Source organism: Gammaproteobacteria bacterium, assembly GCA_015709695.1.
GTDB lineage: Bacteria > Pseudomonadota > Gammaproteobacteria > Steroidobacterales.
On record CP054183.1, the window covers coordinates 909230 to 924436 of the forward strand.

The following is a 15207-nucleotide window of genomic DNA, read 5'->3' on the forward strand; positions in this document are numbered from 1 at the left end:
TCGCTCAATCGCGGTCGCGGCCCGAGAAATCCGTGTCGCCCGCGCCTGAAGACCACACCGTGTAGCTGCGGGTGCCACCGGAGGCTGGCGGTTCCCAGGGCAGCTGGCGAGGGCCGTCACCGGATTCCCGTGGTGCCTGCTCTGCGGAGGCTGCACCCGGTGCAGGGTGCGAGGCAGGGCCATGATCCTGTGGCCGCTCGCCGATCTCGCGCTCGGGCCGCGGCAGTGCTCCACCGTCATCCGTCCGCTGCGGGTCGGTAAAGGTGCCAGCCTCCGGGGCTGGCCGCGGCTCGGCCGGCAACCCGGATGGTCCGCCTTCACGCCCCTGGCGCTCCTCGGCACCGCCACCACCACGACCACCCCGGCCACCGCGGCGGCGCGGACGCGAGCGGTCGCGCCGGGCGGACGGGTCGGGATCGCTGCCGTTGGCGCCCTGGCGGGGTGCCTGGCTGCGACGCTGCTCGTCGCCCTGGCGTGGTTCGGACCGGCCCTCGCCACGCTGCTCGGGCGGGCGCCCGCTGTCCTGACGTGGCGGGCGCTGGCCCCGCTGGTCACGGTTGTCACGGTTGTCACGCTCGCCCCGGCCGTCACGCCGTTCCTGGCTGGACTGGGAGCCCGGGTTGCCCTGGCCACTGGAGCCACCGGGGCCACCGTGGCCGCGTCCGCCACGGCGCTCGTCGCGGCGGCTGCGGCCGTGCTGGTCGCGGTGGCGGCCGCCGTCATGGCGATGGTGATGGTCCTTGCGGCGCTCGCCCTCTGGCCGGGATGGCTGGGCAGGCGCGGTCGTGCCGCTGCCGAACAACCAGATCCGCAGCCGCGGGAAGAGGCCCAGCGTCGGCGCGGCCGGTGCTGCCGCGGGCCGCTCCTCGGCGGCAAACTCGGGAGGCGGCGGCGGTGCCGGTGTGGCGGGCATGGCCGGCACCACGGCCGGTTCCTCGGGCTTCACGCGGGGTGCGAACAGGTCCAGGGCCGCATCGGACGGTGGCTGCTCCTGCGCGGCGAGCGTGTAGCTGGCGCCGGTGTTCTCCGGGGCCGACACCTGGTCGTCGCGCACGCGCCGCAGGCTGTAGTTGGGCGTTTCCAGATGCGGGTTGGCGATCAGTACCAGCTGCACGTGGTCACGCTCCTCGATGGCGCGGATCCAGTCGCGCTTCTCGTTGAGGAGATAGGTGGCGACATCGACCGGCAGCTGCGCGATCACCCTGGACGAGCGGTCCTTGCGCGCTTCCTCGCCGATCAGGCGCAGTACCGCGAGCGCCAGCGACTCGACCCCGCGGATCGAGCCGGAGCCATTGCAGCGCGGACAGGTCTGGTGCGCCGATTCGCCCAGCGAGGGGCGCAGGCGCTGGCGCGACAGCTCCAGCAGCCCGAAGCGGGAGATGCGCCCGGTCTGTACCCGCGCGCGATCCATCTTCATGGCATCGCGCAGGCGGTTCTCCACCTCGCGCTGGCTGCGCTGCGAGGACATGTCGATGAAGTCCACCACCAGCAGGCCGCCCAGGTCACGCAGCCGGCACTGGCGCGCGACTTCATCGGCCGCCTCCAGGTTGGTGGCGAATGCCGTGGCTTCGATGTCCTCGCCCTTGGTGGAGCGGGCGGAGTTGATGTCGATGGATACCAGTGCCTCGGTCTGCTCGATCACCAGGCTGCCACCGGAGGGCAGGGTGACGACATGCGAGAAGGCGGACTCGATCTGGCTTTCGATCTGGAAGCGCGTGAACAGCGGCACCGGATCCTGGTACATCCGCAGCTTGCGCAGGTTCTGCGGCATGACGCGCTCCATGAACTGGCGCGCTTCCTCGTGGGTGGCGGCATCGTCGATGATGATCTCGCCAACATCGTTTGCCAGGTGGTCGCGCAGGGCACGGATGATGGCATTGCTGTCCTGGAAGATCAGGAACGGCGCCGGCCGGCTGACCACGGAGGCCTTGATGGCTTCCCAGATGCTCAACAGGTACTGCATGTCCCAGTTGAGTTCTTCGGTGCTGCGACCGACACCGGCGGTGCGGATGATCACGCCCATGCCGCCCGGCACATCGAGGTCGTGCATGGCTTCGCGGATCTCGTCGCGCTCCTCGCCGCTGATGCGGCGTGAGACGCCGCCGCCCCGCGGGTTGTTGGGCATCAGCACGATGAAGCGGCCGGCCAGGCTGATGAAGGTGGTGAGCGCCGCACCCTTGTTGCCGCGCTCCTCCTTGTCCACCTGGACGACGATTTCCTGGCCTTCGCGCAGCAGCTCGCGGATGTTCATCCGCTCGCCACTGGGCTCGGTCACGAAGTATTCGCGGGAGATCTCCTTCATCGGCAGGAAGCCGTGGCGTTCGGCGCCATAGTCGACGAAGGCCGCATCCAGGCTCTGCTCGATGCGGGTTATGCGTCCCTTGTAGATATTTGCCTTGCGTTGCTCGCGGGAGGGTGACTCGATGTCAAGGTCGTACAGTTTCTGGCCATCGACCATGGCCACGCGCAACTCTTCTTCCTGAGTTGCATTGATCAGCATTCTCTTCATGGGGCCCTACTTGTGGGTGGTGTGCGGGTAGCCCTGGAAGACGGCCGCGCGCCAGCGAACGACGTGACGTGCTGGCGCCCGGGTTGGCGCCCGATGCCCGCGACATGCCCGGCGCGGGTGCCCGGTGGGCTGTCCCGCACTCGTTGATCCTCATCTGAACCGGGTCCGGCATGCGGCACTGTCACTGGAATTCGCGGCGCGGCGGAGCGGGTGTTGGCCCGTGTCCGCCAGCCAGGGAAGCCCAAACGGTGAGCCTGCCAGGAGCAGGCTCCGGAAACTCGGAACCGCCGGTATCGGGCCCGTCGGGGGACGGACGCCTCAACCCGGCAACCGAAAGCGCACAAAGCGTACGCGGCCGGTAATATACCAGCCAGAACCTTTGTCATCAATGGATTACGCAAGCGTTGAACACCGACGACCCCGCGCCGGACCCGCCGGTGGCCAGGCAGCCCCGTGTCCTGAACGTCACCGTCGATGCCGAGGAGGCGAACCGCCGCCTCGACAATTTCCTCGTCGCACGCCTGAAGGGGGTGCCCCGCGCGCATGTCTACCGGATCATCCGCTCCGGCGAGGTGCGGGTGAACAGCCGGCGCGCGCCAGCCAGCCACCGGCTGGAAGAGGGCGACAGGGTGCGCATCCCGCCCGTGCGCCAGGCTCCCGGCACCGCGGGACGGCCAGTGCAGCCTGGCAGCGCCGACTGGCTCGAGGCGCGCATCCTCCACGAGGACCCGGACCTGCTGGTAATCGACAAGCCGACCGGCCTGGCGGTCCATGGCGGCAGCGGGGTCAGCCTGGGTGCCGTGGAACTGTTGCGCGCGGCGCGGCCCGCTGCCCGCTTCCTGGAACTCGTGCACCGGCTGGATCGCGATACCAGCGGCTGCCTGATGTTCGCCAAGCGGGCCTCCAGCCTCAGGCACCTGCAGGCCCAGTTCCGCGCCGGTGAGGTCGAGAAAATCTATCTCGCGCTGCTGGTCGGCAGGTTGCGCGACGCGGAGCGACTGGTGGAGGCGCCGCTGCTCACCACCGAGAGGCGTGGTGGCGAGCGGCATGTGCGCGTGGACGAGCGCGGCAAGCCCGCTGCCACCCGCATGACGGTGGAGGAGCGCCTGCCCGGTGCAACGCTGGTGCGGGTGGCACTGCTCACGGGCCGTACCCACCAGATCCGCGTGCATGCCGCCCACATCGGGCTGCCGCTGGCAGGTGATACCCGCTATGGCCAGGAGCCGGATCCGGTTGTGCTCCAGGCCGGGCTGCAGCGCCTGTTCCTGCATGCGGCATCCATCGCCGTTTCCAGTCCCCGTGACGAACGCGTCGTCCGTGTCACGAGTCCGCTGCCCGAAGACCTGCGCGCGGTACTTGCCCGGCTGCGTGCCCTGCGCACCCCGGCTAGATGATGGCGACCCCGAATCCGCGCAACGCCGTGGCCAGCCAGACCAGGGGCAGCCCCTCGATGGCCGTGGGGTCATGGGTATCCACCTTGCTGAAGAGCGCCACGCCAAGCGACTCGAAGCGGAACGCGCCGGCGCAGTCCACCGGGTTGTCGCGTTCCACGTAGCGCAGGATCTCGTCGCGGTCCAGGGTGCGGAACTGCAGGGTGGTCCGGTCGAGGTGTTCCAGGCAGCGGCCATCGGGTCCCTGCACCGCAACTGCCGTGTGCAGCAGCAGGGGCTGACCGGAGCAGTGGCCGAGCTGTTCGGCGGCCCTTGCGGCGATTCCAGGCTTGCCGAGGATGCGCCCGGCGCATGCAGCGACCTGATCGCTGCCGATGACGACGGCAGCTGGCCAGCTCCGGGCCACCGCTGCCGCCTTGAGCCGGGCCAGGCGGCTCGCCAGAGCGGGTCCGGACTCACCAGGCAACGCGGTCTCGTCGACCTCCGGCACCGCCACCTCGAAGGCGGGCAGAAGGCGCGCCAGCAGCTGTCGCCGGTACCGGGAGCCCGATCCCAGGACCACCCGTGGCACGCTGCCGGGTGTGCTTGCTGCGGCGGTCTGCATGGCAGGGCGACGCTACTGGATTTTGACAGGGTATGCCAGCGTCCTTAAACTTCAATGTTTATGCTCGCTGAGCGCATTGGATCCGCACAGCTCGTCGAGCTGGCGGCGGCAGGCGCGGGCTTGGCCGACAGCTTCGGCGGCAGCAAGCTACCGCGCGTGGCTGCCTTGCTCGCGGCAGGCGACGACGGCCACCTCGATGTGTCGTTGCGGTTCCGGAATGGCCCGGAGGGCTTCCCTGTGGTGGAAGTCAGCGTGACTGGTGCGCTGCCATTGCCATGCCAGCGATGCCTGGGCGCGGTGCGCTGGCCGGCGGAACTGCACGCGGCCCTGACCGTGGTGCCGGACGATGCTTCGGCGGACGATCTGGCAGATCCGTTCGACAGCGTCATGCTGGACAGCGATGGGGCATTGCCGCTCCGGTCGATGGTCGAGGACGAGATCCTGGCGATGATGCCGCTGGCGCTACTGCATCAGGAGGCCGAGGGCTGCAAGCCAGCCGCTGGCATCGCTGCAGGGCCGGCACTGCAGCCCGCCGCGGGAGCCCGGTTCAGCCGGCCCTTTGCCGGCCTGGGTGCTCTGATCCGGGATGGCGGCAAGGACAGGAAATAGGATTTTCAGGAGAGTTCGAGATGGCAGTTCAGAAGAGTCGCAGGACCCCGTCGACGCGCGGCATGCGCCGTGTGCATGACAGGCTGGAAAAGCCGGCGGTCTCGGTCGAGCCGACCACTGGCGAGACGCATCGCCGGCACCATGTCAGTCCCGATGGCTATTACCGCGGCAAGAAAGTCATCGAGACCGCGGAAGAATCGCCCGAGTAGCTGCGTCGGCCGTTTGTCACCGCTCGCCACCCGTTCATCGACGCGATACGGCCTGAGGGCAAGCCTTGTCTAGGCCCGTTACCATCGCGCTGGATGCCCATGGCGGCGACCAGGGCGCAGCGGTGTGCGTTCCCGCCGGGCTGGCGATGTTGCGCCACCACCCGGACCTCCACCTGATCTTCGTCGGGCAGCGCGAGGTCATCGATCCCTACGTCCAGGACCTCGGCGACATTGCCTCGCGCGTGACCGTGCAGGACGCCCGCCAGGTCGTGGGCATGGACGAGCATCCGGCCGACGCCCTGCGCAAGAAGAAAGACTCTTCCATGCGCGTGGCGATCGACCTGGTGAAGGCCGGCCAGGCCGATGCCTGCGTCAGCGCCGGCAACACCGGCGCCCTCATGGCGACCGCCCGCTTCGTCCTCAAGACCCTGCCCGGCATCGACCGCCCGGCCATCATGGTCCCGGTGCCCACCATCCACGGCCGCACCTACATGCTCGATCTCGGCGCGAACTCGGACTGCACGCCGCAGCACCTGTTCCAGTTCGCGGTCATGGGCTCGGTGGTGGCCACGGGAATCGAGAACATCGAGTACCCGCGCATTGCGCTCCTCAACATCGGCGAAGAGGAGATCAAGGGCAACGAGACCGTCAAGCAGGCAGCGGCGCTGCTGGCGGCAAGCCCCCTGAACTACGTCGGCTTCATCGAGGCTGACCGCATCCCCGACCAGCGTGCCGATGTCGTAGTCTGCGACGGCTTCACCGGCAATGTCGCGCTGAAGTCGATGGAGGGCACGGCCCGCCTGGTGCGCCACTTCCTCCGGCAGGAGTTCCGCTCCGGCATTTACGGCCGGCTCGCGGGGCTGGTGGCATTGCCGGTGCTGCGCTCGCTCGCCAACAGGCTCGACCCGCGCCGCTATAATGGCGCCAGCCTGGTGGGCCTCGACGGCATCGTCATCAAGAGCCACGGCGGCGCCGACAAGGTGGCTTACCGCCAGGCCATCCACACGGCGATGATCGAGGTCTCCAAGCAGGTGCCCGACCAGATCCGCAGGCTCCTCCAGGAACAGGCCAGCTAGATGTACTCGCGCATCGCCGGTACCGGACGCTATCTGCCCGAGCGCATCCTGACCAACCAGGACATCGAGAAGATGGTGGATACCACCGACGAGTGGATCCGCGATCGCACCGGCATCGAGCGCCGGCATATTGCCGCCGAGACGCAGACCACGACGGACCTGGCCGAGCAGGCTGCGCGACGCGCCATGGAGGCGGCCGGCGTCACCCCGTCGGAAATCGATTTCATCGTGGTCGGCACGACCACGCCCGACGTGGTGTTCCCCAATGTCGGCTGCCTGCTGCAGGAACGGCTGGGCATCCGCGGTTGCGCGGCGTTCAGCGTCGAGGCGGCCTGCAGCGGCTTCATCTACGCGCTCAGCATCGCCGACCGCTTCATCGCCACCGGGCAGGCGCGATGCGCCCTGGTGATCGGTGCCGAGACCCTCTCGCGGATCACCGACTGGAGCGACCGCACCACCTGCGTGCTGTTCGGCGACGGCGCCGGTGCCGTGGTGCTGAAGCCCGCTGCCGAACCCGGCATCGTTTCCTGCCATCTCGGTGCCGATGGCCACTACAAGGACCTGCTGTATCACCCTTACGGTCCCTCGCGGCGGCCGGGCCCGGTGTTCGGCGAGGACGCCGGCGCCTTCATCCACATGAAGGGCAACGAGGTGTTCAAGGTTGCCGTGAAGACGCTGGAGGGGCTGGTCGAGGAAGCGCTCGGCGCCAACAATCTGCAGCACTCGGCGATCGACTGGCTGATACCGCACCAGGCGAACCTGCGCATCATCCAGGCGACGGCCAGGCGGCTGGACATGCCGATGGATCGCGTCGTGCTCACCCTGCAGGACCACGGCAATACCTCGGCCGCATCGGTGCCGATGGCGCTGGATGTCGCCGTGCGCGATGGCCGCGTGAAGCGCGGCGACCTGCTGCTGCTGGAGGGCTTCGGCGGCGGCTTCACCTGGGGCGCCTGCCTGATCCGCTTCTGAATACCGGCGGGCCTGTGCACTGGCTGCCAGCCGGTGCCCCCAATAGAATCACATCATGCGACTGGTACCGCGATTCTTGCTGCTTTGCGCTGCCGACTACCGCCGCTGGCGCCTGGCTGCGCTGGCACTGGCGGCGCTCATCGGCTTGGCGGCTCCCGCACTGCGGGCCGAGACGCTGGCGCTGGAGCCGGGGTCCGACCTGGTCGGTGCGCTGGCGACGGTCCGCTCGACCTATGAAGACACGCTGACCGACATCGCCCGGCGTGCCGGCCTCGGCTACGAGGACATGGTGCGTGCCAATCCGGGCGTCGACCCCTGGCTGCCTGGCGAGGGCGTGGAGATCCTGCTGCCGACCCGCTACGTGCTGCCGGCAGGCACGCGCCAGGGTGTGCTGGTGAACATCGCGGAATACCGGCTCTACTATTTCACGAAGGATGAGGGACGCCCGGTGGTGGCGACCTTCCCCATCAGCATCGGCCGCATGGACTGGGCAACGCCGATCGGCATGCACAAAATACTGTCCAAGCAGGCGCAGCCGACCTGGTATCCGCCGGCGAGCATCCGCGCCGAGCATGCCGCCGATGGCGATATCCTGCCGCGCGCCATACCACCGGGGCCGAAGAACCCGCTGGGCGACTACGCCATGCGTCTGACCAATACCGGGTACCTGATCCATGGCACCAACAGGCCGGTCGGCATCGGCATGCAGGTCACCCATGGCTGCATCCGCATGTATCCGGAAGACATCCAGTGGCTGTTCCCGCAGGTGCCGGTCGGTGCGCCGGTGCAGATCGTCAACCAGCCCTACAAGTTCGGCTGGGCCGCCGATGGCCTTTACCTGGAAGTGCATCCGCACCTCGAAGGCGATGCCGGTGCCGGCGACCAGGGCATGACGGACCTCATGGCGCGCTACGTGCGTGCCACCGAGGGACGTCCGGCGCAGGTGGACTGGCCGCTCGTGGAGGCGGTGTACCAGGCGAAGCTCGGAATTCCGGTACGGGTTGGCGGACCGCTGCAGGCTGCGGACACCGCGGTCAGCAGCGCTGTTGCCGGTAATTCGCCGGAGCGGGAGCCGGCCGCGGGGCGGTCCGGCGATGCGGTGAAATACCCGCGCAGGTGACCGGCGCGGGCGTGCTGGAAAAGAAAAAGGCCGCAGCTTTCGCTGCGGCCTTTTTTGCATGGCTCAGGCTTTACTTGGCCTGGCTGCGCTTGAACATCCGGTCGATCTTCTCGTTGGTGGCGTCGCAGCAGGCCTGGCTCTGGTTGGCGGCATTCAGGGCCTGGTTGGCGGTGCTCTGCGCGGCGGCGGCCTTCTGGCCGGCCTCGCTGGAGGCGGCGCTGGCGGCGTCGGCAGCAGACTTGGCGGACGCGGTGTCCCGGGTCAGCTGGTCGACCTTGGCGCTCAGCGCGTCGAAGTCCTTCTTTGCAACCGACGAGCAGCCGGCTGCCATCATCAGGGCAAGAGCGGCAACGCCTGCCTTCATTGCGAGCTTTGTGTTCATCACAAGTCCTCTGGATTGGTGATCTTGACGAGATTGCGGCGAATACCGCGGCCAAAACATGGGAGAAAACTGCTGGAGCCTCCCCCAAAGCGGTCATAATGATGAACGAATCCAGCGTGCTTCGCAATCCGCGAGGCTGCGCGTACGCCGTGCCAGACGCCGGGCAATCGCGATGAATGTGTTGCCGTCGATGTCGGTTCATCGTTGGCCACCGTCGTGCAACGGATAGCGGACGGCGATACCGGACGGCGGCAGCGGGCAGGACGTGCCCCGCCCGGAACGCGGTTGCGAGAGAGGGCTGTTGCACGGCAGGCTTCAGCAAAACGGCCCGGGCTTGCACTGGCCGAATAACTGTAGATAATCACAGTATTGGGATTATTTACAGGTATCCGGACATGGCCGAACTCACCTCCCGTCAGGCTGAAATTCTTTCGTTCATACAGTCGTTTATCGACGAATCCGGGATGCCGCCCACGCGCGCGGAAATCGCCCGGGCACTGGGTTTCCGCTCCGCCAATGCCGCCGAGGAGCACCTGAGGGCCCTGCAACGCAAGGGGGTCATCGAGCTGCTGCCGGGTGCATCCCGCGGTATCCAGCTCAGCGGTGAGCTGCGCGACCAGGATCTGTTGCCACTCATCGGTCGCGTCGCCGCCGGTCATCCGATCCTCGCCCAGGAAAACATCGAGGGCCGCTATCGCATCGATGGATCGCTGTTCAGTCCAAAGCCGCACTTCCTGCTGCGTGTGCAGGGCATGAGCATGCAGGGCGCGGGGATCCTCGACGGCGATCTCGTGGCCGTCTGCCGCACGCCCGAGGTGCGCAATGGGCAGGTGGTGGTGGCGAGGCTCGAGGAGGAAGTTACCGTCAAGCGTTATCGCCAGGAAGGCCCTGTGGTGTGGCTCATCCCGGAGAATCCCGATTTCGAACCCATCCGCGTCGACCTCCATGAGGACCCCATGGTGATCGAGGGCGTGGTGGTCGGCGTGTTGCGCAACCATCTCTCCTGACAATGGCGGCAGGCCGGTGGCATTCCAGGGATCGATTGGCCGGTTGCTGCAGGATTCCCGCATCTGGCGGGCGGGACGTGCGTCCGCAAACCCGGCTGCAGGACTGCCGACAGGCTGGCCCGGGCTCGACCATGCCCTCGGCGGCGGCTGGCCGCTCGGGCAGCTGACCGAACTCCTCGTCGAGGCCCCTGGCACGGGCGAATTCACGCTGCTGTTGCCGGCACTGAGGCGACTGGCTGCCCGGGCAAGGGGTGCAGGCGAGGTGCCAGGGCAGATCATGCTGGTGGCGCCACCCTACATTCCCTACGCGCCTGCGCTGGCCTGTGCCGGCCTCGATCCCGCCAGGTTCCTGGTCGTGCACTCGAAGCAGGAGACGGACACCCTGTGGGTCATGGAGCAGGCGCTGCGCTCGCGCAGCTGTGCCGTGGTGGCAGGCTGGGCAGGTGCCGCAGGAAAGACTTCGCTGCGGCGTCTGCAACTGGCGGCGGAACCCGGTGATGCATGGGTCCTGCTGTTTCGTGATGCCAGGGCACGACGGGCATCATCACCGGCACCGCTGCGCATCCGTTTCACGCGAGAGTGCGGCACGGGCCGTGCCAGGCTGCAGGTTCTCAAGCGCAGGGGCGGGCCACCGGTGACGGTGGTCGCAGACATCGGCTGATGCACCATGTCCCTGCGCTCCCCGAACCTGTCCCTGCCGTTCACGGCTGCAACCCCGCCGCTGGTCGCAGCGGCCGCTGCCGGCCTGCCGGCACAGGGCAGCCACCGCCTCTGGCTGTGCCTGCATCTGCCGCAACTGCCGCTGGAGGTGGTTGTTTCGCCGGGTGATGCACCGCAGGCGGTCCTGGCTGATGACAGGCGCAACCCCGTCATCCTGCTGGCCAGCGCGACCGCCACCGCCTGTGGCCTCCACCCTGGCATGCCGCTCAACGCGGCGCTGGCATTGCTGCCTGGTCTCGGTGTCCGGCAGCGCCGGCCGGACCTGGAGCAGGCCAGCCTGGCCAGCCTGTCAGCCTGGATGACGCGCTTCACGCCGCTGGTCAACGTGGATCCCGGTGGCGATGCCTTGCTGCTGGAGATCGCCTCGAGCCTCGCGTTGTTCGGTGGCCTCGGGGCGTTGCTCGAGGCGGCCGTATCCGGGGCCAGCGGGCGCGGCCACGATGTCGTGGCTGCCATCGCGCCCACCGCGCGGGCAGCACTCTGGCTGGCACGCTCGGGAAACCGGCGGGTGGTCACGGACAGCGCGCAGCTGCCGGCCATGCTTGCGGACATTCCCGTCAGCCTGGCCGGTTGGCCCGCGTCAGCAGCCGGCGGCCTGCTGCGCATGGGGGTCCGCAACCTGGGTGACTGCATGCGGCTGCCGCGTGATGGCCTCGCACGCCGGCTCGGCCGGGAGTGCCTGCGGGAGATCGACGAGGCGCTGGGGCGGCGCCCGGAGTTGCGTCCGGCCCGCCACCAGGAGGAACACTGGCGCGAGGAGCTGGAACTGCCGGCAGAAACCCGTGACGGTGCGCTGCTGCTCGAAGCCCTGCAGGTGCTGCTGCTCAGGCTGCGGGCGCGGCTGCAGCCACGCCAGGCGGGTGCGCGGGTCCTGTGGCTGCGCCTGCGCCATCACGCTGCCGGCGACAGCCTGCTGCGCATCGGCCTGCTCAGGCCCGGCATCGACGTGGCGCAGTTGCGCGAACTGGCGGCCATCCATTTCTCCGCGGTGCGCCTGGCCGCGCCCGTGGTCGCCCTGGTACTGGAGGCCGACATCGCCGAGTTGCAGCCCGTGACGCCAGCAGACCTGCTCGGCCTGAGGCTCGACCAGGGCGAACGGCTGGCCGGACTGGTGGAGCGGTTGCGGCTGCGTCTCGGCATCCACGCGGTGCACGGGCTGCGGGCCAGTCCCGAGCACCGCCCCGAGAAGGCCTGGCAGCCGGTGGTCGATGCCATGGAGTCGGGGCCGGCGTTCGCAGGCACTGCGAGCTGCGGCCCGCGTCCCCTGTGGATCCTGGCCAGGCCGGCGGCCCTGGCCCGGCGCGGGGATACGCCGCTGTTCCATGGAGCCCTGGTCCTCGAAGACGGACCGGAGCGCATCGAGGCAGGCTGGTGGGACGGCGACGATGTGCGCCGCGATTACTACGTGGCCCGCAGTCGCTGGGGCATGCGGCTGTGGGTGTTTCGTGAACGCCGCAGCGGACGCTGGTACCTGCACGGCCTGTTCGGGTGATCCGGTGCCGGAAGCAGCACGGCTGCAGGCGGTGCCCGGTTACGCCGAGCTCCACTGCATCAGCAATTTCACTTTCCTGCGGGGTGCATCCCATCCCGCCGAGCTGGTGGAGCGTGCCGCGGCGCTTGGCTATGCGGCACTCGCCATCACCGACGAGTGCTCCGTCGCCGGCGTGGTGCGTGCCCATGTTGCCGCACGCAAGCTGGGGCTGAAGCTCATCGTCGGCACGGAACTGCGCCTGGACGACGGCCTGCGCCTGGTGTTGCTGGCGGCCAGCCGGGACGGCTATGGCGGGATCTGCCAGCTCATCACCCGCGGCAGGCGTGCCGCTCCCAAGGGCAGCTACCGGCTGGGACCCGGGGATTTCCCCGAGCGTGTCGAAGGCTGCCTCGCCATCTGGCTGGCCGACGAGGCCGCCACGCCAGCGCAGGCCGCCTGGGTGAGCCGGCGCTTCCCGGGGCGTGCCTGGCTCGGCATCGGGCTGTTTGCCGGCGGCCGCGACCGGGCCCGGCTTGGCCGTCTCCTGGCCCTGGCCACGGCCTGCGGCCTGCCTGCGGTTGCTGCCGGTGACGTGCACATGCATGACGGCAGCCGGCGCGCGCTGCAGGACACGCTCACGGCGATCCGCCTCGGCAGCACGCTGGCTGGCGCAGCCGGTCGGTTGCAGCCGAACGCCGAGCGCAGCCTGCGGCCACTGGCACGCCTGCGCGAGATCTATCCGCCGGAGCTGTTGCGCGCCACCCTGGATATCGCCGCGGGCATCGACTTCAGCCTCGACGAGCTGCGCTACGAGTATCCGCGGGAACTGGTGCCACCCGGCATGTCAGCCGCCAGCCACCTGCGGCAGCTGGTGGAAGAGGGCATCGGCCGGCGCTGGCCCGGCGGCATCGGCGCCAGCCTGCGCAGCCAGATCGACCGCGAGCTGGCGCTCATCGCCGAGCTGCAGTACGAGCCCTACTTCCTCACCGTGCACGACATCGTCAGCCATGCCCGCCAGCGCGGCATCCTCTGCCAGGGGCGGGGCTCCGCGGCCAATTCGGCAGTGTGCTTCTGCCTGGGCATCACCGAGGTGGATCCCGCGCGCATGGCCATGCTGATGGAGCGCTTCATCTCCCGCGAGCGCAACGAGCCGCCGGACATCGACGTGGACTTCGAGCACGAGCGCCGCGAGGAAGTCATCCAGTACATCTATGGAAAATATGGCCGGGACCGCGCCGCGCTCGCCGCGACGGTGATCAGCTACGGTCCCCGCAGTGCCGTGCGTGATGTCGGCAAGGCCCTGGGGATGGCGGGCCCGCAGCTGGAGCGCATGGCCCGTGCCATGCAGTGGTGGGATGGCAGCGACATCGGCGACGGGCGCATCGCCGAGGCGGGGCTCGATCCGGCGAGTCCCGTGGTGCGCCGCCTGGTGGGCCTGGTCCGCGGGCTCATCGGTTTTCCGCGCCACCTGTCCCAGCACGTCGGCGGCTTCGTGATTTCCCGCGGCCCGCTGGCCGGGCTGGTGCCCATCGAGAATGCGGCCATGGCGGAGCGCACGGTCATCCAGTGGGACAAGGATGACCTCGATGCCCTCGGCCTGCTCAAGGTGGACATCCTGGGGCTCGGCATGCTGTCAGCCATCCGCCGTGCCCTGGCGCTGGTCAACGCCTGCCGCGGCGGCAACCTCACGCTGGCCAGCGTGCCGGCGGAGGATCCCGGCGTCTACGCCATGTTGAGCCGTGCCGATACCGTCGGCGTGTTCCAGGTCGAGTCCCGCGCGCAGATGGCCATGCTGCCGCGGCTGCGGCCACGCTGTTACTACGACCTGGTGATCGAGGTGGCGATCATCCGCCCGGGGCCGATCCAGGGCGACATGGTCCATCCTTACCTGCGCCGGCGCAATGGCGAGGAGGCGGTGAGCTATCCGGGCGCCGAGGTGCGGAAGGTGCTGGAGCGCACCCTGGGCGTGCCGATCTTCCAGGAACAGGTCATGCAGCTGGCCGTCGTCGCCGCAGGCTTCACGCCCGGGGAGGCCGACGAGTTGCGCCGGGCCATGGCGGCATGGAAACGCCGCGGCGGGCTCGAGCCTTTCGAACGCCGTCTCATGGAAGGCATGCGCCGGCGCGGCTACGCCCCGGAGTTCGCCCGGCAGGTCTTCCGGCAGATCCTCGGTTTCGGCGAATACGGTTTCCCGGAGTCCCACGCCGCAAGCTTTGCGCTGCTGGTATATGTCTCCGCCTGGCTGAAGCATCACGAGCCCGCGGCCTTCACCTGCGCCCTGCTGAACAGCCAGCCGATGGGTTTCTACGCGCCGGCGCAATTGCTGCAGGATGCGCGTCGCCATGGCGTGGAAATCCGCCCCATCGACGTCAATGCCAGCGACTGGGACTGCGGACTGGAGCCCGGGCAGGCGGGACCGGCGCTGCGCCTGGGATTGCGCCTGGCCCGCGGCCTGTCCGCGGCGTCGGCCCTGGGGCTGGTGGCGGCGCGCGGGACGGAGCGCTTCGCCAGCGTGCAGGATCTCGCCGCACGTGCCGGCATCGGCAGGCGCGAGCTGGATGCGCTGGCCGCCTGTGGCGCGCTGGCGGCCATCGCCGGCCATCGCCACCGCGCTGCCTGGAGCGTGGCCGGCACGGAGCCGCCCCTGCCACTGTGGCCGAGGCCGCAGGTCGCCGAGGGCATCCCCCTGCTGCCCAGGCCGAGCGAGGGCCAGGACATCGTTGCCGACTATGCCAGCACCGGCCTGACGCTGGGACGCCATCCGTTGGCGCTGCTGCGCGCACGGCTGGCCCGCGAGGCGGTGGTGAGCGCCGCCGGACTCTGGAGCCTGGAGTCAGGCAGCCTGGTCCATGCGGCGGGCCTGGTCATCACGCGGCAGCGTCCCGGCAGCGCCGGCGGGGTCGTGTTCGTGACCCTCGAGGACGAAACCGGGCAGGTCAACGTCATCGTCCGGGGACGGCTGGTGCTGCGGCAGCGGCGTGTGCTGCTGCGGGCGATGCTCATGGGTGTGTGGGGAAGGCTGCAGCGGGAGGGTGACGTGCTGCACGTGATCGCCGGCAGCCTGGAGGATCACAGTCCGCTGCTCGGGAAGCTGGCGGTGCGCAGTCGTGACTTCCACTGATGCAGGCCGGCCAGCC

Annotated in this window: 12 protein-coding genes and 1 pseudogene; 10 read left to right on the forward strand and 3 right to left on the reverse strand. The window is 69.1% G+C overall.

Annotated features, from left to right (window positions below; translation table 11 throughout):
- Window positions 1–553: 553 nt before the first annotated feature.
- A pseudogene (locus HRU81_04220) lies at window positions 554–2509 on the reverse strand (Rne/Rng family ribonuclease).
- Between the two features lie 404 nt (window positions 2510–2913).
- On the opposite strand from HRU81_04220, the gene HRU81_04225 reads away from it, so the two are divergent.
- The gene (locus HRU81_04225; protein ID QOJ31371.1) at window positions 2914–3903 is read left to right on the forward strand and encodes an RluA family pseudouridine synthase; all 990 of its coding nucleotides are present in this window, start codon (window positions 2914–2916) and stop codon (window positions 3901–3903) included.
- Here HRU81_04225 and maf read toward each other — a convergent pair.
- Window positions 3896–4504, reverse strand: a complete 609-nt coding sequence (gene maf, locus HRU81_04230; GenBank protein QOJ31372.1) for a septum formation protein Maf — start codon at window positions 4502–4504, stop codon at window positions 3896–3898. The genes HRU81_04225 and maf overlap by 8 nt on opposite strands.
- A 60-nt stretch (window positions 4505–4564) precedes the next feature.
- Between maf and HRU81_04235 the strand changes: the two genes are divergently transcribed.
- From HRU81_04235 to HRU81_04255, 5 genes are all read left to right on the forward strand, one after another.
- Entirely contained in the window at window positions 4565–5113 is a 549-nt protein-coding gene (locus HRU81_04235; protein QOJ31373.1) for a DUF177 domain-containing protein, read from the forward strand.
- 20 nt (window positions 5114–5133) lie between these two features.
- Complete coding sequence (gene rpmF, locus HRU81_04240; GenBank protein QOJ31374.1) at window positions 5134–5322, forward strand: 50S ribosomal protein L32; 189 nt, start codon at window positions 5134–5136, stop codon at window positions 5320–5322.
- A 65-nt stretch (window positions 5323–5387) separates the two neighbouring features.
- On the forward strand, window positions 5388–6398 hold the full coding sequence (gene plsX / locus HRU81_04245; protein QOJ31375.1) for a phosphate acyltransferase PlsX: 1011 nt from the start codon (window positions 5388–5390) through the stop codon (window positions 6396–6398).
- Window positions 6399–7370 carry a ketoacyl-ACP synthase III gene (locus HRU81_04250; protein QOJ31376.1) on the forward strand — a complete coding sequence of 324 codons (972 nt, stop codon included), beginning with the start codon at window positions 6399–6401 and terminating at the stop codon, window positions 7368–7370. It abuts the gene before it with no gap.
- 55 nt (window positions 7371–7425) lie between these two features.
- Entirely contained in the window at window positions 7426–8490 is a 1065-nt protein-coding gene (locus HRU81_04255) for a L,D-transpeptidase family protein (protein ID QOJ31377.1), read from the forward strand.
- Window positions 8491–8560: 70 nt separating this feature from the next.
- Here HRU81_04255 and HRU81_04260 read toward each other — a convergent pair whose 3' ends face one another.
- Window positions 8561–8872, reverse strand: a complete 312-nt coding sequence (locus HRU81_04260; GenBank protein ID QOJ31378.1) for a hypothetical protein — start codon at window positions 8870–8872, stop codon at window positions 8561–8563.
- A 395-nt stretch (window positions 8873–9267) separates the two neighbouring features.
- On the opposite strand from HRU81_04260, the gene lexA reads away from it, so the two are divergent.
- From lexA to HRU81_04280, 4 genes are read left to right on the forward strand one after another with little or no spacing between them, the layout of a single operon-like run.
- A complete protein-coding gene (gene lexA / locus HRU81_04265; protein ID QOJ31379.1) occupies window positions 9268–9879 on the forward strand; it encodes a repressor LexA in 612 nt (203 codons plus the stop codon).
- Between the two features lie 16 nt (window positions 9880–9895).
- On the forward strand, window positions 9896–10540 hold the full coding sequence (imuA, locus tag HRU81_04270) for a translesion DNA synthesis-associated protein ImuA (protein QOJ31380.1): 645 nt from the start codon (window positions 9896–9898) through the stop codon (window positions 10538–10540).
- A gap of 6 nt (window positions 10541–10546) precedes the next feature.
- Window positions 10547–12091 (forward strand): DNA polymerase Y family protein, encoded by a 1545-nt coding sequence (locus HRU81_04275; GenBank protein QOJ31381.1) that lies wholly within the window; start codon window positions 10547–10549, stop codon window positions 12089–12091.
- Window positions 11985–15191, forward strand: coding sequence for an error-prone DNA polymerase (locus HRU81_04280; GenBank protein ID QOJ31382.1), 3207 nt, complete (start codon window positions 11985–11987; stop codon window positions 15189–15191). The genes HRU81_04275 and HRU81_04280 overlap by 107 nt, the downstream gene beginning before the upstream one ends.
- Window positions 15192–15207 lie beyond the last annotated feature (16 nt).